The organism is Bacillus sp. FSL R10-2201, assembly GCF_038008665.1.
GTDB lineage: Bacteria > Bacillota > Bacilli > Bacillales > Bacillaceae_G > Bacillus_A > Bacillus_A mycoides.
On record NZ_JBBOZP010000001.1, the window covers coordinates 1191024 to 1216132 of the forward strand.

Sequence of the window (25109 nt, forward strand, 5' to 3'; positions counted from 1 at the left end):
CCATCCTCCTCACATTCTGAACGAGCCGCTTCCGCTTTATGTGGAATCTAGCTCCGGCTCCTAGCCCTTCGCGTCTAAGAACCTTCCCCACGAGAAGGTAAAAAGCACCTTCTGTGGGGAAGAACCTTATCCGTCAGGGCTAAGCAGTCGCCTCCGCTTTATAAATAAATCCAGCTCCAGCGGCAAGCTCTTCGTGTCTAAGAACCTTCCGCATAAGAAGACAAAAAGCGTCTTCTATGCGAAAGAACCTTAGCCAGTCAGAGCTGAACGAGCTGCCTCCGCTTTATAAGTTACCTACGCTTTCTACTTAATCCCATTGCGTTTTCTACTTTACGTAGTTGTTTGAATGCAACGCGGTTCGCTTTTTCGGCACCTTTGTCTAGAATTTCGTCTAGTTCTGGTGAGTTGATTAGTTCGTTATATTTTTCTTGGATTGGACGAATTGCTTCTACGACTACTTGTGCTAGGTCGCCTTTGAAGTCTCCGTATCCTTTTCCTTCGTACATTGCTTCTATTTCTTCAACTGTTTTTCCAGAGAATGAAGAGTAGATTGTTAATAAGTTAGAGATTCCAGGTTTGTTTTCTTTATCAAATTTCACGATACCTTCAGAATCAGTTACAGCACTTTTAATTTTCTTTTCAATTGTTTTTGGTTCATCAAGCATACTGATCATTGCTTTTGGATTCGGATCAGATTTACTCATTTTTTTCGTAGGTTCTGTTAATGACATAACGCGAGCTCCTACTTTTGGAATACGAATTTCAGGAACAGTGAACACTTCACGGAAGCGTTTGTTGAAACGCTCTGCTAGGTCGCGTGTTAATTCCATATGTTGTTTTTGATCATCACCAACAGGTACGATTTCAGTGTTGTAAAGTAAAATATCAGCAGCCATTAATGGTGGATACGTTAGTAATCCAGCTGGAACTGAATCTCTACCAGAAGATTTATCTTTATATTGCGTCATACGCTCTAATTCTCCAACGTAAGCAACTGATTGCATAATCCATCCTAGTTGAGCGTGTGCTGGTACTTCTGATTGTACAAATAAAGTAGCTTTTTCAGGATCGATGCCACATGCTACATAAAGTGCAGCAAGACTGCGAATGTTTTTACGAAGTTGTACGGGATCTTGAGGTACTGTAATCGCATGTTGGTTTACAATACAGAAATAACAGTCGTGTTCATTTTGAAGCTCTGTAAATTGCTTCATAGCTCCTAAATAGTTTCCAAGTGTAATTGTTCCGCTTGGCTGAATACCAGAAAAGATAACTGACATAAGTAATTCCTCCTAAAATTGAATGTGCGATGGGGAAGAGAAGGCATACAAAAAAGCCCATTCATCCCAAATTACATAGGGACGAATGGACCGCGGTACCACCCTAATTATTTCACAGCTGTGAAATCTCTCAAGATCCATAATAACGTCTGGATATAACGCCAAAGCCTACTACTTTCGGTTCGGTTTGGTGCTCAAAAGCCCATTCCATACTGTACAATTACTTGTTCACACCACCCACAAGCTCTCTGAAATTGCCCCAATATGTACTCTTCTTTATCATCGCATACATATAAATTTATTGTTAACTGAGCCCTTTTAATATGAAAGAACTAAAGTTTTATAACAAAATGTTTTGCTGATTATTATATCATATGGAGCAGTGTTTGCAAACTACATCAAAATAGTAAAGCTAATGAGTATTGAGAACAACCCAAGTACGATGCCGGTAATACAAATCGGATACGTCCATTTGAATGAATATGTTTTATAAATACGTTCTTTCTTATCGATAGGTTCCTCTGCTTCTTCAATTAAAGAGTCAATTTTTTTATTCGTACCAAATACTCTTTGGAATGCGTAAATTGTTACGTTAAAAAATCCATTTTGAAATATGAATAAAAAACCACCTATAAGAATAAAAAACAATGCAATATAGAATGAGATGTTGACAAAATTCAACAAAAATTGAGATGAAACGAGGAATGCGCCCACACTAGAAGCGATTATCGCAACCAAAAATAGTATACAAGTATGAAAAAAAACTTTATTCAAAATATTCCCCTCCGTCAAAATATTACTAGAATTATTATACTATAAAAGCTATAATAAGTAATATAAATAATTTTTTGAAAATTATACGCAATTGCAGTCTGATTTCAAGATGATGGTAGCAATGTTAACCTATCCCTTTACGAAAAATTAAAAATATAAACATTTTATTAAAAATTTTAACAAAAAAACAAAAAACTATATTCACAATCGTCATATTATATGTATAATGAAAATTGTAGAAACTTGGAGATTATTCTTTCAATTCTGTTTTTCTACAAGTGAGGGGACAGGAAGTGCAATTAGGGGAGGCAACACTACATGAAGAAAAAGATACCGTTATTACTTGCATCAACTTTAACTGCAAGTATGTTGCTTGGCGCGTGTAGCTACCAGAAAGAGGACGCTAAAGCAAAAGGAAAAGAAAACGCTACTAGTAGTAGTAACGGAAAGCAGATTCTTAATTTAACAGAGTTATCTGAAATTCCATCAATGGATGCATCGTTAGCATCAGATTCTGCATCTTCAACAGCATTAAATAATACGATGGAAGGTTTATATCGTACTGGCAAAGATCAAAAGAGAATGCCTGGGATTGCTGAAGATGTCCAAAAGCTAGATGATGGGAAGAAATACATATTTAAATTAAGAAAAGATGCGAAATGGTCGAATGGGGAACCTGTAACAGCGAAAGACTTTGTGTATTCATGGAAAAGAGCAGTAAATCCAGATACAAAAGCGACGTATTCGTACATTATGTTCGATATTAAAAATGCAGAAAAAATTCATAAAAAAGAATTACCTGCTGACCAATTAGGTGTAAAAGCGATTGATGATTATACATTAGAAGTGGAATTAGACAATCCCGTTCCTTACTTTATTGATTTAACGGTTTATCCGGTGTTTTACCCACTAAATGAGAACTTTGTGAAATCACAAGGTGATAAGTTTGGTTTAGAGGCAAATACAACATTATATAACGGGCCATTCGTTATGAGTGATTGGAAACATGAACAAAGCTTCCAATTTAAGAAGAACCCATCATATTGGGATAACAAGACGGTTAAAATCGAAGAAATAAATTTCAATATTGTGAAAAATACATCGACTGATGTAAATTTATATGAGACAAATGCGATTGATCGTGCGGCTCTAACGTCGGAATTTGTTGATAAATTTAAAAAAACTCCAGAGTTCCAAGCACGACAAGAAGCAGGAGTTGCCTACTTAAGATTCAATCAAAATAATAAGTATTTGAGTAATAAAAACTTAAGAAAAGCAATTTCAATGTCCTTTGACCGTGATAACATTGCAAAAGTTATTTTAAACAACGGCGCAATTGGTGCTTACGGATTTGTTGGAAAAGATTTCGCTGAAGGTCCGAATAAAAAAGACTTCCGTGCTGAAAATGGAAAGCTAGTTGAAACGGATTCAAAAGAAGCGAAAAAACTTTGGGAAACAGCGAAGAAAGAGCTTGGCACTGATAAAATCGAATTAGAATTCTTAAGCTTCGATAATGAAGATGCGAAAAAAATTGGCGAATTCTTAAAAGGTGAGATGGAAAAGAACTTACCTGGTTTATCGATCAAAATTAAACAGCAGCCATTCGCACAAAAAAATAAATTAGAAGATTCTCAGCAATATGATATTGCGTTTGGTGTTTGGGGTCCAGATTTCCCAGATCCAATCTCATATTTAGATATGTTTGTTACGAATGGTTCACAAAACAAAACGGGATATTCTAATCCGAAATATGATGAACTAATTCTAAAAGCAAAAACAGATACAAAAGATTTACAGGCTCGCTGGAACAACCTTTTAGAGGTAGAGAAGATGTTAATTAAAGAGGATGCAGTTATTGCTCCAGTCTATCAAAAAGGTTCAGCGTATGTAGTAAAAGGTGCTGTAAAAGATATTATCCCGATTAACTACGGTGGTAAATTAACTTACAAATGGGCATCTGTTGAACAAAAATAATCTTTTTTCCATCGTTTACAAGGGTATATGCCTATGATGGGCATGTGCTCTTATTTTAAAAAAATAAAAGTAAGAATATTTCAAACTATCTTATTGCTTTTGAGAAAAACGGGGAGGTGCTTTACTATGGGACGTTATGTATTAAAACGTTTCGTGTACATGGCTTTGACATTATTTTTAATTACTACACTGACTTTCTTCTTGATGAAATTACTTCCGGGTTCTCCGCTTAAAAACCAGGAGAAATTATCACCGGCACAAAAAGAAATCATTCTTGAAAAATATGGTTTAAATGATCCAGTACCAGTTCAATATGCACGTTACTTAGGTAACTTAGCGCAAGGTGATTTAGGGGTATCATTCCAATATGATAACCGCCCAGTAACAGACATGATTGTGGATCGCATTGGACCATCAGCACAACTTGGTTTACAAGCGATTATATTAGGAACATTTATCGGTTTACTTTTAGGAATTGTTGCGGCACTTCGTAATAATACATGGGTCGATTATAGTGCAACAGTTATTTCGGTACTCGGGATGTCGGTACCATCGTTCGTATTCGCCGCATTACTACAATATTTCGTAGGGGTAAAACTTGGCTGGTTCCCAGTAGCGTTCTGGAAAGGACCAGAGTTTACAGTAATGCCTACAATTGCATTATCGATGGGAGTTATCGCAACAATCGCACGTTTCTCTCGTGCAGAATTAATTGAAGTTATGCAGTCTGATTATATTTTAACAGCGAAAGCAAAAGGAATTAGTCAAGGCGTTATCATTGTCAAACACGCACTTCGTAACGCGTTAATTCCAGTTGTAACAATTTTAGGACCAATGGTTGCTGCATTAATTACAGGAACACTTGTTATCGAGCAAATTTATGCTGTACCAGGACTTGGGGAACAGTTCGTTAAATCTATTACAGTGAATGACTATACAGTTATTATGGGAACTACAATTTTCTATAGTGCGATCTTCATCGTAGTTATTTTCATTGTCGATATTTTATACGGAATTATTGATCCTCGTATTCGTTTAGCGGGAGGGAAAAAATGATGAAAGATGTACAAAAATTATCTCCAGATTTATTTCAACAAGCCAATCAAAATAATGTTGATAATGAAGTCATTGCCCGTCCAAGCTTAACGTTTTGGCAAGATGTACGAAGACGCTTGTTCCAACATAAAGGCGCGATGTTGGGTTTAGTATTATTGAGCATTATTGTACTACTAGCAATTTTTGGACCGATGGTAAGTAAACATTCTTATAAAGAGCAGGATTTAGGTCGTGCGAAAATGCCACCGAAAATTCCAGTGATTGAAAATATTCATTGGTTACCATTTGACGGCACAGATCAATATGGTGTTGACCAATATGCAAAACGTGATATTAAAGAGTACTTCTGGTTTGGTACAGATGATCTTGGCCGTGACTTATGGACAAGAACATGGGAAGGTACACGCGTATCATTATATATCGCTCTTTTAGCAGCAGCAATTGACCTAGTAATTGGGGTTGCATACGGGGGTATTTCAGCATTCTACGGCGGTAGAGTAGATAATATTATGCAACGTATTATGGAGATTATTAATGGTATTCCATACTTAATCATCGTTATTTTAATGGTAATCATTATGGGATCTGGTATTTGGTCAATCACACTCGCAATGGCGATTACAGGTTGGATAGGGATGTCGCGGATTGTTCGTGGACAAATCTTAAAGTTAAAAAACCAAGAGTATGTATTAGCGTCTCGTACATTAGGTGCAACAAATACACAATTAATTGTGAAACACTTAATTCCAAACGTTATGGGACCAATTATCGTAATGACAATGTTTACAATTCCATCAGCGGTGTTTGGTGAGGCATTCTTAAGCTTCATCGGTTTAGGAATTCAGCCACCATTCGCATCACTTGGTTCTCTTGTAAATGATGGATATAAATCAATTCAAACGTATCCACACATGATGTTCATCCCTGCGGTTGTCATCAGTATGTTAATTCTAGCATTCAACTTAATGGCAGATGGATTACGCGATGCGTTAGATCCAAAAATGCGTAAGTAAACGAGGAGGGAGAAGTAAAAATGAAAACATTGTTAGAGGTAAAAGATTTACAAGTCTCCTTTGATACACATGCAGGTGAAGTACAAGCAGTGCGCGGAGTTACTTTTGATTTGAAAAAAGGGGAAACATTAGCGATTGTAGGAGAATCTGGTTCTGGTAAATCAGTTACTTCTAAAGCGTTAATGGGATTAATTCCGAATCCTCCAGGGCGTATTAAAAACGGTGAAATCGTATTTGAAGGTCGTGACTTAACGAAACTAACAGAAAAAGAAATGCAACAAGTACGCGGTAAAGATATTGCGATGATTTTCCAAGATCCAATGACATCATTAAACCCAACGATGACAATTGGAAATCAAATTATGGAAGGCCTTATTAAACACCAAGGGATGAGTAAAGCAGATGCACGTAAAGTTGCGTTAGAATTAATCGACCTTGTAGGTATTCCGAATCCAGAAGCGCGCTTAAAACAATATCCTCACCAATTCTCAGGTGGTATGAGACAGCGTGTAGTTATTGCGATGGCGTTAGCTTGTAACCCGAAATTATTAATTGCCGATGAGCCGACAACAGCGCTAGACGTTACAATTCAGGCGCAAATTTTAGAACTTATGAAGGACATTCAGCAAAAAACAGAAGCAGCAATCATTTTCATTACGCATGACTTAGGTGTAGTGGCAAACGTTGCAGACCGAGTTGCGGTTATGTACGCTGGTAAAGTTGTTGAAATTGGAACTGTTGATGAAATTTTCTACAATCCAAAACATCCATACACATGGGGCTTAATCGCATCTATGCCAAGCTTAGATGGTGCAGAGGACGAGCTATATGCGATTCCAGGAACGCCTCCAGACTTATTAAAACCGCCAAAGGGTGATGCTTTTGCACCACGTAACCCGCAGGCATTGAAAATTGATTTTGAAATGGACCCACCTTTATTTAAAGTAAGTGATACACACTATGCGGCAACTTGGTTACTTCACGAGCAAGCTCCAGAAGTAAAACCACCGGCAGTCGTTGAAAAACGCATTCTTCAAATGAAAGCAGGTGAACAACATGACTAAACAACGTGAGAAATTAATTGAAGTAAAAAATGTAAAGCAGCACTTCGACGTGAGTGGTGGTGTTGTCAAAGCGGTTAATGATATTTCATTTGATATTTACCGCGGAGAAACATTTGGTCTTGTAGGAGAATCAGGTTGTGGTAAATCGACAACTGGAAGAACGATTATTCGTTTATATGATGCAACTGCTGGTGAAGTGTTGTTCGATGGTGAAAATGTACATGGTAAAAAATCACGTGCCGAGCTGAAGAAGTTCAACCGTAAAATGCAAATGATTTTCCAAGATCCATATGCATCATTAAATCCTCGTATGACAGTAGGGGATATTATTGCAGAAGGTATTGATATTCACGGACTAGCAAAAGGCAAAAAAGAGCGTATGGACCGTGTTCATGAATTATTAAATACAGTTGGTTTAAATAAAGAGCACGCAAACCGTTTCCCGCATGAATTCTCAGGCGGACAACGTCAACGTATCGGTATCGCTCGTGCGCTAGCTGTAGAACCTGAATTTATCATTGCTGATGAACCAATCTCAGCACTTGACGTATCGATTCAGGCGCAAGTTGTAAACTTACTGAAACAGTTACAAAGAGAAAAAGGTTTAACATACTTATTCATCGCCCATGATTTATCAATGGTAAAATACATTAGTGATCGCATTGGTGTAATGTACCGTGGTCAAATCGTTGAGTTGACAACAAGTGAAGAGTTATATGCGAATCCAATGCATCCATATACAAAATCACTACTATCTGCAATTCCGCTTCCAGATCCAGATTATGAGCGCAATCGTAAACGTATCGTATACGATCCATCTCAACATCAATATGGTGAGGAAGCACCAACAATGCGTGAAATTCGCCCAGGACATTTTGTATTATGTTCTGAAGCAGAGTATAAGAAATATAAAGAAATCTATCAATAATAAAGTAGAGCCATTCTTCTATTAAAGAAGGATGGCTCTATTTTTTTATACTAATTAAACTTAATTTAGTATAAAGAGATTTTATCCAAGTTCTTTTTCGGTTTAAAGACAGCAAATTAAGAGTTTCCAAGAATGAAGAAAAGGCGACTGAAATCCAGCCGCCTTTTTCTTCATTTAGAAACACTTTTATTTTACTGCGCTTGAACAGAAACACTCTCATCTTGCTCATTTGGTTTAACAAGTGCATAATTTTCCCACGATCTACTTCTCCAGCGGAAGAACATAATAATTGCTCGCGTCCATTCGTCGATAGCAATCGCTAGCCAAATACCAACGAGCCCCATGTCTAAATGGAAGGCGAAAAAGTAACCGAGTGGTAAGCTCATTAACACCATGGAGAATGCGCCGATTAAAACAGGGTATTTTGCATCGCCAGCTGCACGAAGTGAATTAATGATGACGATGTTCATCGTCCGTCCTGTTTCAAGTAGTACACTTAGTAAAAGAACGCTTGCCCCTAGAGCGATAATATGAGGATTATCCGTAAATAGTCCCATTAATTGTGTGCGGAATGTAACAACGAGCATGACCATAAATAAAGTTACACCAATCGCCCATTGTACACTTTTCCATACGCGTGTGTAAGCTTCATCCTTTTCATTTCCGCCAACTAGGCGTCCAACGATAATAGCTGTTCCCATACCGATAGCAATGGCGAATAAATAAGTGAACATGGAAATGTTAGTAGCGTATTGTCTTGCAGCTAACGATTCCGTACCTAAGTATGTTGCGTAATATAAGAAGACAATTTGACAAGCTTGATACATGACTTGTTCGAATGCAGATGGAATGCCGATCTTTAAAATTTTGCCAACGTATTCTTTTGATAAAGTGAAGTAATATTGTAATTTCACACGGTATTCCATAACGCGGTACAGTAACCAGAAGAAAACGATAAGTGCGATTAACCGGCTGACAGCGGAAGAAATCGCGGCTCCTTGTACACCAAGTTCAGGGAAACCGAATTTCCCGAAAATAAGTACGTAGTTTCCGACGATATGAATAATATTCATTCCAAGCGAAACAAACATCGCTTGCTTTGTAAAGCCGTGAACGCGGATAATTGCGGCTAATGAGTTAATAATAGCTTGAAGGAAAATAGCTCCTCCGACGATGGATAGATAGCTTTGTGCATACGTTAGTACATCGCCTTGTAAATTCATTGCCATCATCATATGTTTTGAAAATAAAAGAAAACCAGCGCTTATAATGAGTCCGACCACTAAATTTAATGTGACGGCTAATGCTGATATTTTTGATGCTTCCATAAAGCGTTTAGAACCGAGGTATTGGGATACAACGATAGCTGCACCATTTCCTATGACTTCTAGTACTAAAATCGCGATATGAAGGTATTGATTCGCTGCACCAACCCCAGATACAGCATCGTCTGATAATGCACTTAACATGAAAGTATCAGCGATCCCCATCAGCATAAAAAGAAAAACTTCTAGAAAAATAGGCCATGTTAATAAGAATAAACTTAATTTCTCTGTTGGCCCGTTTTTTGAGCGAATTGCTGTCATGTCCGTCCCCTCTTTACCGATATCTATTTTTAGCAAAGTGTATCGTAACACACTTTCATATCCTTTGCACTTATTTTAGCCTACATATTTTCAATATGAATAAACCTTCATTTTATGACAAAAAAGGAGGAATAATTATGCACAAGATATTATAGAATATAAAATTTATTTTTCTCTGATAATTTAGAAAAGTATAAAAATGGTCATTTTTAACACTTTAGTTCAATAAAAACGCAGTGTGAAACGTTTACAAATGCACGTGGTGTTAACAGAAAATTTTAATAAAATAGAAATATAAATATACAAAGAATATATTTGTGTGTATAATACGAATTATTAGAACATATATATATTTCTTTCTGTTTGAAAATGAAAGGGCTAACATTTTTTTTGGAGGGTGGAAGTATGAAAAAAAAGATACCAGTTTTTGTAGCATCAACAGTAGCAATGAGCATGATTTTAGGGGCATGTGGCTACCAAAAAGATGAACCGCAAGCGAACGCAAAAGGGGATAGCGGGAAAAGCGGTGCGAAGCAAGTTATTAACTTAATTGAAACACAAGAAATTCCAACGATGGACCCAGCGTTATCAGCTGATGCAGTTTCTTCAAAAGTAATGAACAATACGATGGAAGGCCTATACCGCCTTGGGAAAGACGATAAATTAGTTCCAGGTGTAGCGAAGGAATTCCAAAAGTCAGAAGACGGTAAAAAGTATACATTTAAATTACGTGAAGATGCAAAATGGTCAAATGGTGAACCTGTAACGGCGAAAGATTTCGTGTATGCATGGCAAAGAGCAATTAATCCAGATACAGCTGCGAAATCGGCGTACATTATGTACGATATAAAAAATGCTGAGAAAATTAATAAAAAAGAGATGAGTCCAGACCAATTAGGTGTAAAAGCGATTGATGATCATACACTAGAAGTAGAATTAGATAATTCTATTCCATATCTTGTTGATTTAATGGTCTATCCGATCTTCTATCCTGTTAATGAAAAGTATGTGAAAGAGCAAGGGGCGAAGTTTGGTTTAGAAGCAAATACAACACTTTATAACGGACCATTTACATTAAGTGATTGGCAACATGAACGTAGCTTCAAAATGACAAAGAGCTCATCATATTGGGACAATAAAGAAGTGAAGCTTGAGGAAGTAAACTTTAATATTGTAAAAGATACGTCTACGCCAATTAATTTATATGAAACAAACGCAGTCGATCGAGCGACGTTATTAGCAGAGTTCATCGATAAATATAAAGGAAAACCAGATTTCAAAACGGTAGAAGATACATCTGTATTCTTCCTTCGCTTAAATCAAAAAGACCCAGCTTTAGCAAATAAAAATATTCGTAAAGCAATTTCTCTTGGTTTTGACCGTAAACCATTCGTTGATACATTATTAAATAACGGTTCTAAGCCAGCGACGGGATTAATTCCTGACAATTTCATTAAAGGACCGGATAAAAAAGATTTCCGTGTTGAAAATGGAGATATTGTAAAACCAAATGTAAAAGAAGCGAAAAAGTATTGGGAAGCTGGTAAAAAAGAGCTTGGTAAAAACGAAATTGAATTAGAGCTATTAAATGAAGACGTTGAATTATCGAAGAAAACTGGTGAATATTTAAAAGGTGAGTTAGAAAAGAATTTACCAGGTTTAACAGTGAAAATTAAACAACAACCATTCGCGCAAAAACTAAAATTAGAAGATGCGGGCGACTTTGTAATGTCATTCTCTGGATGGAGTGCAGACTTCCCAGATCCAGTTACATATCTTGATATGTTCGTAACTGATGGGGCACAAAATAAAATGAAGTATTCTAATCCGAAGTACGATGAGATTATTATGAAAGCGAAGAAAGATGGAAGCGACGTAAATGCTCGTTGGAAAAACTTACTTGAAGCAGAAAAAATGTTACTTGATGACGCTGCGATTGTTCCAGTATATCAACGTGGTAGAGCATATTTACAAAGAGAAACAATTAAAGATATGTACAACCATAAGTATGGTGGCGAAGTAAGCTTCAAATGGGCATCAGTAGGAAAATAACAAAAAAAAGCAGGTAATTACCTGCTTTTTTTAGTACGTACGTTTTTTATAAATGCCTTTTCCGCCAACTTGGTTCCAGCCAGATTGTACATCTAAACTTTTGTTAACAAACTTCATTTTTTCTTTCCCACCAAAGAGTTTTTCACCGATGCTATTTGTAATGACACCAATCAATGCTGTTATTCCGATGATGAGGGTAGCAACAATGATAAAATCAGTAAAAAAAGCGATCATATGCAAATTCCCCCTTTGTCTGTCTGTATTTTTATTGTATGAGATAAATGGTAAAAAAGAAAGAAATGTCAGAAAAATATTCGATTTACTTTAGAAAGCATATAGACATGAGCGGAGAGATTTGTTAAAATAAGAACAAATGTTCCTTTTGTTTCTAACCTTTAGAGTCTTACATTTCTCAATTGTTTTGTTGGGAAAAGGTAAGAAAACGCTCTCTTTTTAATGGGGAAGATTATGAAACTGTAATTGTATATCAAGTGAAGATTATTGTAGAAAGTAAGTATCAAAAGGGTTGAAGACCGTTGTTAAAGGACAGTTTTACTGAGTATAATCATGTTGCATAGCAGTGGAGTACACGGAGAAATTTTCTCAACTAGCAGTAAATTCACTGTATATTTCTTGCAAAAACTATTGTATAATGATTATAGAAGTTACTTATTAAAAGTAATTATTGTTGCTTACATGAATTGCGATTTTTTACTTTGCTATAAGACAAGTTATCGCGAAAAATTGCGGAAGTTAGAAATTTAAACTGTAATTAGTACAGAATTTGTACTCTTTAAGGAGAGTGAGCTTTGTATGGTAACATTATATAGTTCTCCAAGCTGTACGTCTTGTAGAAAGGCGAAATTATGGCTAGAGGAAAATCATATTCCTTATACAGAACGTAATATTTTCTCAGATCCATTAACGATTGATGAGATTAAAGAGATTTTACGTATGACAGAAAGCGGAACGGATGAGATTATTTCTACTCGTTCAAAAGTTTTCCAAGAATTGAATGTGAACTTAGAGTCTTTACCACTTCAAGATTTATATAAGATGATTCGTGACTATCCAGGTATTTTACGTCGTCCAATTATGATTGACGAAAAACGCCTTCAAGTAGGTTACAACGAAGATGAAATCCGTCGTTTCTTACCACGTACAGTAAGAACGTTCCAATTACGTGAAGCACAGCGTCTTGTAAATTAATTATAATAATATGAAAACCTTCTACCTATTATAGAGTAGAAGGTTTTTTTTTACTGTTTAACATTACGTAATCGCACTTGTTGAACGATAAAGCCTATGCATAAAATGGTGAAAATGAACAAATAAGGGATACTTGTGGCAAAACTAGGATTATGATGAAAAAACGTTGCAAGTCTGTCTTCATGTGTAATCATTTTTCCTGCTGTATAGGCGAGAACTGCTGCTCCGCAATAAATGAGAAATGGAAAGCGTTCCATGAGTATTAAAATAAGTTTGCTTCCCCAAATGATAATCGGGATAGAAATGAATAAACCGATAATTACGAGTGAAAGTCTTCCGTGAGCTGCTCCTGCAATGGCAATAACATTGTCAAACCCCATAACGAGATCCGCGAATACAATTGTACGCACAGCTTGGAATAAAGTCGTTTTTCCTTTGATAGAAGAAAGATCGTTGTTATTATCAGTGAGTAAATTGACCGCAATTAATGTAAGTAAAATTCCGCCGGTGAGTTGTAAAAATGGGATATCAAGTAAATAGACAGCTAGTATCGTGAGGAGAATTCGTAGCACAATTGCTAACATAGTACCAATCAAAATGGCTTTATTTCGTTTTGCTTCAGGTAAATTTCGGCTAGCTAGTGCGATGACAATTGCGTTATCGCCACCTAGTACAACATCGATACCGACAATCAGTAGTACAGATGTTAAAAACTCTAAGTCCATTCGTCTGCCTCCATTTATGATGTTTTAATAAGCGAAATATATGTATGTGGTGAAGAAAGTTTGTCTAGTTTTGATCCCGCGCTCCCAGGGACAAAATAATCACCTCTAATAGAAGTTTCACTTTATTACAGTGTACGAGGGAATATGGGAATGTATGTCCAAATTTTTTGCGAGCAGTGAATTAGTATAATGGTATATTTATTCCGATTGGTGCGAGCTAATAATCAGTGGAGGATGAAAAAAATACTGATTATTGTTTCACTTTATGTAAAAAGTCGAATACAGATAGGTATATAACTATTTTTGTAAAATAAATCGATTTTATTTCCCTTCTGGAGAATCTTATCATAAAATGAGAGTACAAGAATCTATTGTTTTGTCATATGAGTGGGGAATCCCTTCATAACAATTCTAAGCAGGAAGGGAGCGTTGTATTTTGGATATTGAAAGAATTAATGACCATACGATGAAATTTTTTATTACGTACATTGATATAGAGGATAGAGGGTTTAATCGTGAAGAAATTTGGTATGATCGCGAACGAAGTGAAGAGCTCTTTTGGGAGATGATGGACGAAGCTCGTGATCATGATGATTTCTTTATCGATGGGCCGTTATGGATCCAAGTGCAAGCAGTCGATAAAGGGATTGAAGTACTTGTAACGAAAGCGGAGCTTTCAAAGGATGGACAAAAGCTGGAACTACCAATAGGTGTAGACAAAATTATAGACATTCCTCTAGATGAAGGCATCGAATCATTATTCCAGCAAGAATTAGTGGAAGAGGTAGAAGAACAAGTAGGAACAAACTTTAATGAAGATGGTACGTTTGGCTTTTTAATTAAGTTTAATGATTTTGAAGATGTTATTTCATTAAGTCATCGTCTTATCTTTGAAGATATAAAAGATGAATTACATTCATTTGAGGACCGATATTATGTATATGTGGAATTCGATGAAGTGCTACATGATGAAGAAGAAATTGATCGTATTTTAAGTATTGTTTTAGAATATGGAGAAGAATCTACTTTAACGATTCACCGTGTAAGTGAGTATGGGAAACAGGTTGTGAAAGAGCGTGCGCTTGAGACAATTCGCAACAATTTCCCTCCTAAAATGTAGGCCGATTTCTATAGTATGAAATCGGCTTTTTTTATGAAGAATAGGAAGGCTTTCTTAGTAAGGAGGTAAGAGATGAAAAACACGTTAAAACTACTTTTCTTTTTTCTACTATTGTTCGCATTATTTGTTTCATTACGCATGTTTATTGATGTAGCATTTTATTCGGATGTCATTGGGATAAAGGATGTTTCTATTTTAGGTATTATTAGTATTTTATTTACGGTTTCCGCATTTTTAATTGGATGTGTTATTTTCTTAGAAAACCGCCATCCGTCTAAAACACTTACGTGGTTAATCGTACTAGGTATTTTTCCGGTGTTCGGTTTCTTTGCTTATCTTTTATTTGGACAAAATTTTCGTAGAAAAAGAATGTTCCAAAAGAAGGCATTACTCGATGAACAGGCGTTTTTACAATATAAGGGACACGAAGATTACGAAGAACGGATTTTACGAAATCATAAGCATCAAGAATTGTTATTTCGTTTAGCAGATCGACTAGGTGCTTTAAATATTTCATTTCAAACTGAAACGAGGACATTAACAAATGGAGACGAAACGTTTCAGGCAATTTTAGATGGGTTAAATCGAGCGAAACACCACATTCATATGGAGTATTACATTGTGCGTGATGACAAGCTCGGTACAGAAATTAAAGATATTTTAATAAAAAAATCAAAAGAAGGCGTTGTCGTTCGTTTTTTATACGACGCGGTTGGAAGCTTTAAATTATCAAATTCGTATATTGAAGAATTGAATGATGCAGGAGTAGAAATGATTCCATTTTTCCCTGTGCGCTTTCCAATTTTAAACGATAAAATTAATTATCGAAACCACCGAAAAATCGTTATTATAGATGGAAATGAAGGGTTTGTAGGTGGATTAAATATTGGTGATGAGTATTTAGGGAAGGATAAATATTTCGGTTTTTGGCGAGACACGCATTTATATTTACGCGGTGAAGCAGTTCAAAGTTTACAGCTAATTTTCCTTCAAGACTGGTTTTATATGACTGGTGAGGCGGTATTAGCACCTGAATATTTACAAGCGGAAGCAGTTGAGGGTGATCATTGGGGCGGAGTCCAACTTGTTGGAGGTGGACCGGATAATAAATGGGAAACAATTAAACATTTATATTTTGCAATGATTGCTTCAGCTAGGAAATCGATTTGGATTGCAACACCATACTTTATCCCAGATGATGATATTTTATCTGCATTAAAAGTAGCTGCACTTGCTGGTATTGATGTTCGTTTGTTAATGCCAAGTAAGCCAGATAAGCGGACTGTCTTTTATGCATCAAGATCGTACTTTCCGGAGTTATTAGATGCAGGAGTAAAAATATATGAATATGAAAAAGGTTTTCTTCATAGTAAAGTTGTCATCGTGGATTCTGATCTCGCATCAATTGGGACAGCTAATATGGATATGAGAAGTTTTCATTTAAACTTTGAAGTAAATGCCTTTTTATATGATACAGGTAGCATTCGAAAGCTCGTTCAAGATTTTAAAGACGATTTAGAAGAATCCAGTGAAATTCATGTTGACCGATTTCATAAGAGACGTCTTCATAGGCGGATTGTTGAATCGACGTATCGGTTATTATCACCTTTATTATAGAAAGAGATGTCCTAATTTAGGACATCTCTTTTTTTGAGAGGAATTTGTAGTAAATTGTAGAATACAAGAAGTTGAAAGGGTGTGATGGTGGATGTTTATTGCAAGGAGAGAAAACGGAGAGAAAATTCATCTATTATATAACCGGGATGAAGAACGTTTACGCGAAATGCGTAAACGAGAAAAATTCTTTTGTACAGCTTGCGGAAAAGAAGTGCAAATGAAATTAGGAACACAAAAGAGCTGGCATTTTGCTCATAAGAAAGTGGATTCATGTCTTACCTTTTATGAAGCAGAATCTATGTATCATATGCACGGTAAAGAATTGTTATATAGATGGTTAAAACATCAAGATTTTCATGTCGATATAGAGCATTATCTGCCAGTAATCAAGCAACGGCCAGATATTTACGTAGAGAGAGCGGATAGAAAAATTGCGATTGAATATCAATGTGCAAATCTCTCCGTAGAGCAGCTTTCTAAACGAACATACTCGTATTGGCAAGCTGGTATACAGGTCATCTGGATCATTGGTGGAAATCAATTAAAAAAGCAATCTGCATATTGGATGAAATTTTCCTCACTTCTGGCTTTCTCCTTACAATCTTATCCTCAGCCATTTCTTATTTTCTTCTGTCCGAAACAAAAATCGTTTATGAAATGCGCATTTATCACTCCGTTTTCTACAAATGTCTCTTTCTCACATACTATTTATTTACCAACTGATACGACTACTGTTGACATGCTCTTTTCCTCTGTTCCTTTCCAAAAAGAGGTATTAGGACAAGAATGGAAGAGAAAAAAGAACCATTTTCGGCAAAACGCTCTATCTATCTGGAATTATAATCATAAGTCACTACTCCGCCTCTTATATCAATATAAATGTACCCCAGCGAGCTTTCCTTCTGAAATCGGTGTTCCGCTCCCATCCGCGTTTGCTTTTCAAACAAATCCATTTACATGGCAAGCTTTTCTATACATGAAGTGTATAGGTGAGCTTGCGGTAGGGAATTGTATTTCCCTTCAATATGTGTGTAGTTATGTAAAAAAAAATACGGAAATACGCTTACTTCCGTACTTTTCACAACATATATGGAAAGTAGCGGTTACTGAATATATGACTTTTTTATGTTTTGTAGGCGTGTTGCATAAAGTAGGGACTTATACGTACCGAAAAATGAGGAATATAGTTATGTTACAGGCGGAGGAGGAAGTTAGGAAATATGATGAGATTTGCCTAACTTATGCGCTATCTCTATTTGAGACAAAGTTCAACATGAGAGAAGAAAAAGGGGATATAATAAAGAATGAACGTGAAGGAATTACATAAGAAAAACAGAATTGTACTTAAGTAGAGATATTTAAAGGAGGGCTTACAGAATGTCTGAACAAAATAAAGCAAAAACATTACCAGATCGCAATGAGATTGAAGAAGCAAGCACATGGCGATTAGAAGATATTTTCCAAACAGATGCAGAATGGGAAAAAGAATTCCAAGCTATTAAAGAGCTATTGCCAAAGTTAACTGAATTTAAAGGGAAGCTTGGCGACTCTGCAGACAATTTGCTTGAGGCATTGCAATATGAAGATGAAATTTCAATGCGATTAGGTAAGCTATATACATATGCACATATGCGTTACGATCAAGATACAACAAACTCTGTGTATCAAGCACTGAATGATCGCGCAACAAATTTATACTCACAAGTATCTAGTAGCACAGCGTATATCGTACCTGAAATTTTATCTATTTCAGAAGATACATTGCAAACATTTTTACAAGAAAATCGAGAACTAAGTGTATATGAGCATGCATTAGAAGAAATTACACGTCAACGCCCGCACGTATTATCTGAGGCAGAGGAAGCGTTATTAGCAGAAGCATCTGAAGTGATGAGTGCATCAAGTAATACATTTGGTATGTTGAATAATGCGGATTTGAAATTCCCATCTATTAAAGGTGAGGATGGAGAAGAGGTAGAAATAACACATGGCCGTTACATTCAGTTTTTAGAAAGTGATGATCGTCGTGTTCGCGAAGATGCATTTAAAGCTGTATTTGAAACGTATGGGAAATTTAAGAACACATTTGCAAGTACGTTAAGCGGGGCAGTGAAACGTAATAATTTCAATGCACGTATTCGTAAATATGACTCTGCTCGCCAAGCAGCATTAAGCAATAATAATATTCCTGAAGCAGTATACGATCAACTCGTTGAAACGGTAAATGACAACTTACATTTATTACACCGTTACATTGATATTCGTAAGCGTGCACTAGGACTTGATGAGCTTCATATGTACGATTTATATACACCACTTGTACAAGAAGTGAAAATGAATGTGAAGTATGAAGAAGCGCAAGACCTGTTATTAAAATCTTTAAACGTACTTGGTGATGAATATGTTGAAATTTTAAAAGAAGCATATGAAAATCGCTGGGTAGATGTGTACGAGAATAAAGGCAAACGAAGCGGAGCATATTCATCTGGTGCATACGGAACAAATCCGTATATTTTAATGAACTGGCATGATAATGTAAATAATTTATATACACTTGCTCATGAGTTTGGTCATTCGGTGCATAGTTATTACACAAGAAAGACACAGCCACACGTATACGGTGATTATTCAATCTTCGTTGCAGAGGTAGCATCAACTTGTAATGAAGCGCTTCTAAATGATTATTTATTAAAAACGACAGAAGATAAAAAAGAGCGTCTATATTTATTAAATCATTATTTAGAAGGATTCCGTGGTACTGTATTCCGTCAAACAATGTTTGCAGAGTTCGAGCATATCATTCATAAAAAAGTACAAGAAGGACATGCGGTTACGCCAGATATGTTAACTGAGATCTACTACGATTTAAATAAGAAATATTTCGGGGATGCTTTAGTGATCGATAAAGAAATCGGTTTAGAATGGTCTCGTATTCCGCACTTCTATTACAACTATTACGTATATCAATACGCAACAGGATTTAGTGCAGCGACTGCGTTATCTAAACAAATTTTAGAAGAAGGGCAACCAGCAGTAGAACGTTACATTAACGAATTCTTAAAAGCGGGAAGCTCCGATTATCCAATTGAAGTGTTGAAAAAAGCAGGAGTTGATATGGCATCTCCTGAACCAGTGAAAGAGGCACTTCAAGTATTTGAAGAGAAATTAAATGAATTAGAAGCGTTATTATTTGAAGAAAAGTAATGAGAAAAGACGAGGGATTTTATCCTCGTCTTTTTTGTTTGAAAATGTTTTTTGTCGATATTTGTCGATAAAATAAGGAGGATTTCCTTACTTTTTCTAAATTAGAAGGCAGTTTTACAGTTGATTTTTGTAATTAAAATCCTTTAAATCGTTTTCTATAGTTGAAATAAGAGACAGCGATGACGATAACTCCGAATAAAAGAGGAAAGGCAATAATTTTAGGGAAAGCTTGTAATAGAGAGAGGATATACAAGAAAAAAGAAACAATAACACATAGAAAGATAAGAAAAATATGAGATTTTTTCATAAGGAAACCTCCTAAATTGTTTTTTTTATAGCTTATTCAAGAATGAAAACGTTTAGAATGTGACAAAAATGTGAAATTCGACAAAAGGGGTTGTCATCTGACGTCGAATCTTGTAATATAATAAGCGTGAACGAATTCACATACAAACATATACCCCTTTGTTTGAACGTGAAAATTTCTCCCATCCCCTTTAATATTTTTATAAGCCGTAAAGAAAAAGACCTGGTGTTTACACCAGGTCTTTTTCTTTTGCTATCCATTTCCAATAACGCTCGCACTTCACTTCAATCATTTGTACTTTTCGTTTTAGTTGTAATTTTTTTAGTTCACGCTCTATTTCTTGCTGAGGGCAGTCATATATAAATGAGATTTCCTTTGAAGAAATAAATTGTGTTGCTTCTAGTAATACTTCTAAAGGAGGTAATGGTTCTGGCTCAATTTCGCATTTTACCAGTTCTTTTAATAGCTGTACGTATACATCATAGGAATAAATCCCTGTGATTTTAATACCTTCCTCATCTGAATTTGCATGAAAAAATAGGAGGGAAGGTATTTCTGTAATATGCATCTCATTTGTAAATTTTAGGTCGCATTGGAAAGCTTTTTTTGCGCTAACTGAGTGTAGGTCTTTTTTAAATTCCTCTACATCAATGCCACTATCTTTAGCACATGTAAGCAATAATTCACAGTCAGGGTTTGATACATTTTCAAGAAAAATGTATTCTTGGAGTTTTCGCAAAAACTTCGAACCTGCTTTTCGGCCTTGCAACTCCGCCGCCTTAATTGCCATCGAAACTAAATACGGTGTTGACGACGCCTCTTGCATATGTACTTTTCCATCACATGAAAAACCTTGTAAACTTGTTGTCTTTTCCCACACAAATCGAATATTAGCAGGTTTATTCCATTTGTGTGAGGAAGCGTTTGCCCCGTCCACTTTTCCTGTTACTATATGACGAATAGAGAAGTATTTCCCATACTCAAGCCATAGTTTAATAATAAATGGCTCGATATCCCAGCAATCTTTACAAAGTGGATCAATAAATAAATATGCTTCTACAGATTTATGCTCGCATGTGGAAGGAGAAGGCATATTTATATGCTTTGCTTCCTGCTTATCCATTACACTTCACCTGTTTCATTTGGAGTATTGACCATATGTTGAGCAGTTAATGCTAAACGTTCAAAAACAAACTCTCTTATATGACCGTGCACTCCTGTATCATCCATTGCTTGCTCCATACATGACAGCCAAGCTTCTGCGCGTTTTGGAGTAATCTCAAACGGAAGATGGCGTGCTCTTAGCATAGGATGCCCATGTTCTTCAGTGTATAAATTAGGACCACCTAAATATTGTGTTAAAAATTGTTTCTGCTTCCTAGCAGTTTCTGTTAAATCATCCGGGAAGATCGGAGATAAGTCAGGGTGTTCACTGACATAGGAATAAAATGTATCCACTAATGTTGCAATGCATTGTTCACCGCCAATTGCTTCAAATGGTGTCATCGGTTGCTTGCTCATCCTTTATAAACTCCTTTTTCCATGAAATGTATATCTATTGTAGCAATGGAATGTTATGAAGAGCAACTAAACAGCCTTCATAACATTCTTTGCTTATTCTATATGTTGCTAATAAATCTTTTGCTTTTCAAAAAGGTGAAATGTAGCCGTAAGTACAGCTCTTCTTCACTGATGGAAATTTTACTTTAGCGCTCTTCGTTTTGTTTGGCAAGGAAAAAGCGTTTTACTTTGTTGTTTGTATGACGAACTGGTACGTTATGTTGCTTTAATAACCTTATAAATGCTGCTTTACCGGTCTTTTCATCTTGCACTTCGTATTCAATTTCATAATCATCGTGATTGTAATAGAAACTATGATCAAAGACAAGCGTTCCGCCTTCAAATAATATTTCAGCTCTTTCTGTTGTTAAACTACCCATATAAGTTAAAGAGGAAACGGGAATTTGTAATTTGTGTAGCTGATCCATTACAGTTCCTTGAATGATTGTGTTTGTTTCCATCATAAGTTGTGCTTCTTTTTCTGTTACAGACTGATGAGTTTCTAATAAACCAATTTCAGCAGGTTGTTTTAATGTTAATGTATAAGTTCCATCTTTATGACGAATACGAAGTGCAGAGCCCGTATCTTTTAAAGAGAAGTGAGGCGTTTCAAAGTAGTGATTTACTTGTTTTGTAAATGCTTCAATAGAAAAAGATTTGCATAATGTTTGGAATTCTTCCTCTGTAACCATATTTTTAAATTCAATTTCAATTTCTTGTGTCATTGTATGCGCTCCTTTTGAAAAATAATTCTTTCCACATTATCGCTTTTTCGCAAATTTGGTTCAATGTTTTATTTGTTTGCGTCCATGTTATGATACAATAATACTGTTAAGTAAGACAGGAAGTTGAGATGGAGGAGTTCGAGTATGCAAAATAAAATTCAAGTTAAGAGCGTAGAAACGAGAGAGAATGCGCTTATTTTTTGTGCGGAAAATACTGAAATAGAGGTAAAGGAGTTAAGTGCGCGTAATCACGTACTTGTAGACTCAGACAATTTATCATTTTTATATATCTTAGAAAATGAATCATCTTTCATTTATGTAAGTATTCCGCATACATGCTGGGAAGCAATGCATGAAGCGATGAATAAAGATACAGCGATGTTTATTCGCGTGAATGATGTTGAAATAGAATTAGAAGGATTAAAAGAAGAAGTAGAATATTTAGTTGAAAATATTGAAGGTAATGCAAATTACGGAGAAGAACTAGTAACTGCTGTAGAAAAAGTGTTTCTATAAGCAAATGGATTGATTTTGGTGGTGGTTGAAATGAATCGTAATTGGGAAGAATTTTTAGCACCGTATCACCAAGCGGTGGCGGAGCTGAAAGTGAAACTAAAAGGAATGCGTACTCAATTTGCAATGTTAACGGAGCATTCTCCAATTGAGTTTGTAACAGGAAGGGTAAAGTCGGTTGCAAGTATTATTGATAAAGCGGAGAAGAGAAATGTACCGCTAGACCGAATTAGAGAAGATATGCAGGACATCGCGGGCCTTCGAATGATGTGTCAATTCGTAGATGAGATTAAGCCTGTTGTAGAATATCTTCGAAAACGAAATGATTTTGACATTGTAGAAGAACGTGATTATGTAACGCAAAAGAAAGATAGCGGCTATCGCTCTTACCACGTTGTCATTAGTTATCCTGTTCAAACGATACAGGGGGAGAAAAAAGTGTTAGTTGAAATTCAAATTCGCACGTTAGCAATGAATTTTTGGGCAACGATTGAGCATTCTTTAAATTACAAATATAGTGGACGTTTTCCTGAAGATATTAAAATACGCTTACAACGTGCAGCGGAAGCGGCGTTTTTATTAGATGAAGAAATGTCTTCCATTCGTCTTGAAATTCAAGAAGCGCAAAAGGTCTTTTCACGAAAGCAGGAAACGAAAGATTCTGAATCATAAACTAAAGGGTGTTGGGCGATGAAATTTACAATTATGTCAAAGGGAGATCAATCATCAGATACACTAGCAAGTACGATGAAAGAATACTTGTTAGATTTTGGGTTTACAATGGATGAAAAGGAACCTGATATTGTAATTTCTGTTGGGGGAGATGGAACGCTTTTATATGCATTCCATCGTTACTATAATCGATTAGATGAAACCGCATTTGTTGGTGTACATACAGGGCATTTAGGTTTCTATGCAGATTGGTTACCGACGGAAGTAGAGAAGTTGGTGATTGCAATCGCTAAAACACCGTTCCAAGTGGTGGAATATCCACTTTTAGAAGTGATTATTCGCTATGTGAATGGTAGTAAAGAGTCGCAGTATTTGGCGATGAATGAAGCGACTGTAAAAAGTGCAGAAGGTACATTAGTAACAGAAGTGGAAATACGCGGAGAGTATTTCGAAACGTTTCGCGGAGATGGTCTTTGTATTTCTACTCCTTCAGGAAGTACCGCGTATAATAAGGCGCTTGGCGGAGCAATTATTCACCCTTCTATTGAAGCGATTCAAATTGCAGAAATGGCATCTATCAACAATCGTGTATTTCGTACGGTAGGTTCGCCGCTCGTACTGCCGAAGCATCATACATGCGTTTTAAAGCCGGCTGCAGGAATGAACATGCAAATTACCGTGGATCATTTGACGATGGTTCATCAAGATGTGAAATCAATTCAGTATCGCGTTGCAAACGAGAAAGTACGATTTGTTCGTTTCCGTCCGTTCCCATTCTGGAAACGTGTTCGTGACTCGTTTGTTGCAGATAAATAGAGAGGGTTTATATATTTGAACAGATTTACATTGAAATGGGATATAGGGCTGGCTGAAGAGGGAACTTTAGTTAGAGAATTTTTGAAAACAAAAGGGATTTCGAAAGCTGCTTTAACGGATATAAAGTTCCGCGGGGGAGCAATTGAAGTAAACGGTCAACACACAAGTGTTCGTCACAAGTTACAAGCTGGTGAAGAGTTACAAATCTTTTTTCCAGTGGAGGAAAGAAGTGAAGGGATGGAAGTGGAAGATATCCCTTTATGTATCGTATATGAAGATGATGCGGTTCTTGTTATAAATAAAGAAGCAAATATGTCGACGATTCCGTCTAGGGAGCACCCGTCAGGAAGTATTGCAAACGCTCTTTTATATCATTATGATAAACAAAATCTTGCAAGTACGGTGCACATTGTGACGAGGTTAGACCGTGATACTTCAGGGCTTATGTTAATTGCGAAAAATAGATTCGTTCACCACCTTTTATCGAAGCAGCATCAACAAAAAGGGGTGAAACGAACGTATGAGGCAATCGTTCATGGGACTATTTTAGAAGAAGTAGGAACGATTGACGCGCCAATCGGACGAAAAGCGGATAGTATTATCGAGCGAACTGTCTGTGAAGATGGTCAAAGAGCTGTTACTCATTTTAGAGTGATGGAGAGTTCTTCCGATAAGACGCATGTAGCGCTTGAGCTCGAGACGGGAAGAACACATCAAATCCGTGTACATATGGCATATATAGGAAATCCGCTACTTGGGGATGATCTATACGGTGGCCGAAGAGATGTGATAAAACGTCAAGCGCTGCATAGTACATCTTTGACGTTTTATCATCCTATTTTAGAAAAGGGAATGACTTTTACCGTAAGTATCCCAGAGGATATGCAATACGCTTTACATAACAATTAAAAGGG

The 25109-nt window shown here is 36.2% G+C and carries 24 protein-coding genes and 1 other annotated feature; of the genes, 15 read left to right on the top strand and 9 right to left on the bottom strand.

Annotated elements, in window-relative coordinates:
• Positions 1-290: 290 nt before the first annotated feature.
• Both trpS and NSQ69_RS06160 read right to left on the bottom strand, forming a co-directional pair.
• Positions 291-1280 (bottom strand): tryptophan--tRNA ligase, encoded by a 990-nt coding sequence (gene trpS / locus NSQ69_RS06155; protein ID WP_088044783.1) that lies wholly within the window; start codon positions 1278-1280, stop codon positions 291-293.
• A 74-nt stretch (positions 1281-1354) separates the two neighbouring features.
• Positions 1355-1572, bottom strand: a binding site (T-box leader).
• A 101-nt stretch (positions 1573-1673) separates the two neighbouring features.
• Positions 1674-2054, bottom strand: a complete 381-nt coding sequence (locus NSQ69_RS06160; RefSeq protein ID WP_002149831.1) for a DUF3899 domain-containing protein — start codon at positions 2052-2054, stop codon at positions 1674-1676.
• A gap of 318 nt (positions 2055-2372) precedes the next feature.
• Here NSQ69_RS06160 and NSQ69_RS06165 point away from each other — a divergent pair, with 318 nt between their 5' ends.
• From NSQ69_RS06165 to NSQ69_RS06185, 5 genes are all read left to right on the top strand, one after another.
• A complete protein-coding gene (locus NSQ69_RS06165) occupies positions 2373-4028 on the top strand; it encodes a peptide ABC transporter substrate-binding protein (protein ID WP_088044782.1) in 1656 nt (551 codons plus the stop codon).
• Between the two features lie 126 nt (positions 4029-4154).
• Complete coding sequence (gene opp3b, locus NSQ69_RS06170) at positions 4155-5084, top strand: oligopeptide ABC transporter permease (protein WP_063226144.1); 930 nt, start codon at positions 4155-4157, stop codon at positions 5082-5084.
• Positions 5081-6097 carry an oligopeptide ABC transporter permease gene (gene opp3C / locus NSQ69_RS06175; protein ID WP_000974104.1) on the top strand — a complete coding sequence of 339 codons (1017 nt, stop codon included), beginning with the start codon at positions 5081-5083 and terminating at the stop codon, positions 6095-6097. The genes opp3b and opp3C overlap by 4 nt, the downstream gene beginning before the upstream one ends.
• A 20-nt stretch (positions 6098-6117) precedes the next feature.
• Positions 6118-7161, top strand: coding sequence for an ABC transporter ATP-binding protein (locus NSQ69_RS06180; protein ID WP_002011337.1), 1044 nt, complete (start codon positions 6118-6120; stop codon positions 7159-7161).
• Complete coding sequence (locus NSQ69_RS06185) at positions 7154-8089, top strand: ABC transporter ATP-binding protein (protein WP_002086978.1); 936 nt, start codon at positions 7154-7156, stop codon at positions 8087-8089. Before NSQ69_RS06180 ends, NSQ69_RS06185 begins: the two co-directional genes overlap by 8 nt.
• Positions 8090-8280: 191 nt before the next feature.
• Here NSQ69_RS06185 and NSQ69_RS06190 read toward each other — a convergent pair whose 3' ends face one another.
• Positions 8281-9726: an MATE family efflux transporter gene (locus tag NSQ69_RS06190; protein ID WP_341099028.1), complete on the bottom strand. Its 1446-nt coding sequence runs from the start codon at positions 9724-9726 to the stop codon at positions 8281-8283.
• A gap of 354 nt (positions 9727-10080) precedes the next feature.
• Here NSQ69_RS06190 and NSQ69_RS06195 point away from each other — a divergent pair, with 354 nt between their 5' ends.
• Positions 10081-11727 carry a peptide ABC transporter substrate-binding protein gene (locus NSQ69_RS06195; protein WP_002125935.1) on the top strand — a complete coding sequence of 549 codons (1647 nt, stop codon included), beginning with the start codon at positions 10081-10083 and terminating at the stop codon, positions 11725-11727.
• Between the two features lie 30 nt (positions 11728-11757).
• On the opposite strand, the gene NSQ69_RS06200 is transcribed toward NSQ69_RS06195, so the two are convergent.
• Positions 11758-11961, bottom strand: coding sequence for a hypothetical protein (locus NSQ69_RS06200; protein WP_000559981.1), 204 nt, complete (start codon positions 11959-11961; stop codon positions 11758-11760).
• Between the two features lie 579 nt (positions 11962-12540).
• On the opposite strand from NSQ69_RS06200, the gene spx reads away from it, so the two are divergent.
• Entirely contained in the window at positions 12541-12936 is a 396-nt protein-coding gene (gene spx, locus NSQ69_RS06205; protein ID WP_002011348.1) for a transcriptional regulator Spx, read from the top strand.
• Positions 12937-12986: 50 nt separating this feature from the next.
• On the opposite strand, the gene NSQ69_RS06210 is transcribed toward spx, so the two are convergent.
• A complete protein-coding gene (locus NSQ69_RS06210; RefSeq protein WP_002030376.1) occupies positions 12987-13661 on the bottom strand; it encodes a TerC family protein in 675 nt (224 codons plus the stop codon).
• A gap of 436 nt (positions 13662-14097) precedes the next feature.
• Between NSQ69_RS06210 and mecA the strand changes: the two genes are divergently transcribed.
• From mecA to pepF, 4 genes are all read left to right on the top strand, one after another.
• A complete protein-coding gene (mecA, locus tag NSQ69_RS06215; RefSeq protein ID WP_002011351.1) occupies positions 14098-14781 on the top strand; it encodes an adaptor protein MecA in 684 nt (227 codons plus the stop codon).
• 72 nt (positions 14782-14853) lie between these two features.
• Positions 14854-16398: a cardiolipin synthase gene (locus NSQ69_RS06220; RefSeq protein WP_002064255.1), complete on the top strand. Its 1545-nt coding sequence runs from the start codon at positions 14854-14856 to the stop codon at positions 16396-16398.
• A 91-nt stretch (positions 16399-16489) separates the two neighbouring features.
• Entirely contained in the window at positions 16490-17725 is a 1236-nt protein-coding gene (locus NSQ69_RS06225; RefSeq protein WP_088044780.1) for a competence protein CoiA, read from the top strand.
• 50 nt (positions 17726-17775) lie between these two features.
• Positions 17776-19602, top strand: coding sequence for an oligoendopeptidase F (gene pepF / locus NSQ69_RS06230; RefSeq protein WP_002134970.1), 1827 nt, complete (start codon positions 17776-17778; stop codon positions 19600-19602).
• A gap of 133 nt (positions 19603-19735) precedes the next feature.
• On the opposite strand, the gene NSQ69_RS06235 is transcribed toward pepF, so the two are convergent.
• From NSQ69_RS06235 to NSQ69_RS06250, 4 genes are all read right to left on the bottom strand, one after another.
• Complete coding sequence (locus NSQ69_RS06235; protein WP_000748141.1) at positions 19736-19909, bottom strand: hypothetical protein; 174 nt, start codon at positions 19907-19909, stop codon at positions 19736-19738.
• Between the two features lie 229 nt (positions 19910-20138).
• Positions 20139-21032: a ClpXP adapter SpxH family protein gene (locus NSQ69_RS06240; RefSeq protein WP_002011359.1), complete on the bottom strand. Its 894-nt coding sequence runs from the start codon at positions 21030-21032 to the stop codon at positions 20139-20141.
• Positions 21032-21430 (bottom strand): globin domain-containing protein, encoded by a 399-nt coding sequence (locus NSQ69_RS06245; RefSeq protein ID WP_000043388.1) that lies wholly within the window; start codon positions 21428-21430, stop codon positions 21032-21034. Before NSQ69_RS06245 ends, NSQ69_RS06240 begins: the two co-directional genes overlap by 1 nt.
• Positions 21431-21615: 185 nt before the next feature.
• Positions 21616-22194, bottom strand: coding sequence for a CYTH domain-containing protein (locus NSQ69_RS06250; protein ID WP_002064261.1), 579 nt, complete (start codon positions 22192-22194; stop codon positions 21616-21618).
• Positions 22195-22338: 144 nt separating this feature from the next.
• Between NSQ69_RS06250 and NSQ69_RS06255 the strand changes: the two genes are divergently transcribed.
• The 4 genes from NSQ69_RS06255 to NSQ69_RS06270 are packed head-to-tail and all read left to right on the top strand — an operon-like array spanning position 22339 to position 25104.
• Positions 22339-22710, top strand: a complete 372-nt coding sequence (locus tag NSQ69_RS06255; protein WP_002011362.1) for a UPF0738 family protein — start codon at positions 22339-22341, stop codon at positions 22708-22710.
• Between the two features lie 30 nt (positions 22711-22740).
• Positions 22741-23379 carry a GTP pyrophosphokinase gene (locus NSQ69_RS06260; RefSeq protein ID WP_002125951.1) on the top strand — a complete coding sequence of 213 codons (639 nt, stop codon included), beginning with the start codon at positions 22741-22743 and terminating at the stop codon, positions 23377-23379.
• A gap of 18 nt (positions 23380-23397) precedes the next feature.
• Complete coding sequence (locus tag NSQ69_RS06265) at positions 23398-24195, top strand: NAD kinase (protein ID WP_002011365.1); 798 nt, start codon at positions 23398-23400, stop codon at positions 24193-24195.
• A 15-nt stretch (positions 24196-24210) separates the two neighbouring features.
• Positions 24211-25104, top strand: coding sequence for an RluA family pseudouridine synthase (locus NSQ69_RS06270; protein WP_002125954.1), 894 nt, complete (start codon positions 24211-24213; stop codon positions 25102-25104).
• The last annotated feature ends 5 nt before the right edge of the window (positions 25105-25109 follow it).

Excerpts from the sequence above, each read along its gene's own strand:
- NSQ69_RS06260 (WP_002125951.1), top strand. The coding sequence starts at position 22,741 with ATGAATCGTAATTGGGAAGAATTTTTAGCACCGTATCACCAAGCGGTG.
- NSQ69_RS06250 (WP_002064261.1), bottom strand. The coding sequence starts at position 22,194 with ATGACACAAGAAATTGAAATTGAATTTAAAAATATGGTTACAGAGGAA.
- NSQ69_RS06255 (WP_002011362.1), top strand. The coding sequence starts at position 22,339 with ATGCAAAATAAAATTCAAGTTAAGAGCGTAGAAACGAGAGAGAATGCG.
- opp3b (WP_063226144.1), top strand. The coding sequence starts at position 4,155 with ATGGGACGTTATGTATTAAAACGTTTCGTGTACATGGCTTTGACATTA.
- opp3C (WP_000974104.1), top strand. The coding sequence starts at position 5,081 with ATGATGAAAGATGTACAAAAATTATCTCCAGATTTATTTCAACAAGCC.
- NSQ69_RS06200 (WP_000559981.1), bottom strand. The coding sequence starts at position 11,961 with ATGATCGCTTTTTTTACTGATTTTATCATTGTTGCTACCCTCATCATC.
- NSQ69_RS06265 (WP_002011365.1), top strand. The coding sequence starts at position 23,398 with ATGAAATTTACAATTATGTCAAAGGGAGATCAATCATCAGATACACTA.
- NSQ69_RS06195 (WP_002125935.1), top strand. The coding sequence starts at position 10,081 with ATGAAAAAAAAGATACCAGTTTTTGTAGCATCAACAGTAGCAATGAGC.
- NSQ69_RS06165 (WP_088044782.1), top strand. The coding sequence starts at position 2,373 with ATGAAGAAAAAGATACCGTTATTACTTGCATCAACTTTAACTGCAAGT.
- NSQ69_RS06210 (WP_002030376.1), bottom strand. The coding sequence starts at position 13,661 with ATGGACTTAGAGTTTTTAACATCTGTACTACTGATTGTCGGTATCGAT.
- NSQ69_RS06240 (WP_002011359.1), bottom strand. The coding sequence starts at position 21,032 with ATGGATAAGCAGGAAGCAAAGCATATAAATATGCCTTCTCCTTCCACA.
- spx (WP_002011348.1), top strand. The coding sequence starts at position 12,541 with ATGGTAACATTATATAGTTCTCCAAGCTGTACGTCTTGTAGAAAGGCG.
- NSQ69_RS06220 (WP_002064255.1), top strand. The coding sequence starts at position 14,854 with ATGAAAAACACGTTAAAACTACTTTTCTTTTTTCTACTATTGTTCGCA.
- trpS (WP_088044783.1), bottom strand. The coding sequence starts at position 1,280 with ATGTCAGTTATCTTTTCTGGTATTCAGCCAAGCGGAACAATTACACTT.
- NSQ69_RS06225 (WP_088044780.1), top strand. The coding sequence starts at position 16,490 with ATGTTTATTGCAAGGAGAGAAAACGGAGAGAAAATTCATCTATTATAT.
- NSQ69_RS06245 (WP_000043388.1), bottom strand. The coding sequence starts at position 21,430 with ATGAGCAAGCAACCGATGACACCATTTGAAGCAATTGGCGGTGAACAA.
- NSQ69_RS06180 (WP_002011337.1), top strand. The coding sequence starts at position 6,118 with ATGAAAACATTGTTAGAGGTAAAAGATTTACAAGTCTCCTTTGATACA.
- NSQ69_RS06185 (WP_002086978.1), top strand. The coding sequence starts at position 7,154 with ATGACTAAACAACGTGAGAAATTAATTGAAGTAAAAAATGTAAAGCAG.
- NSQ69_RS06235 (WP_000748141.1), bottom strand. The coding sequence starts at position 19,909 with ATGAAAAAATCTCATATTTTTCTTATCTTTCTATGTGTTATTGTTTCT.
- pepF (WP_002134970.1), top strand. The coding sequence starts at position 17,776 with ATGTCTGAACAAAATAAAGCAAAAACATTACCAGATCGCAATGAGATT.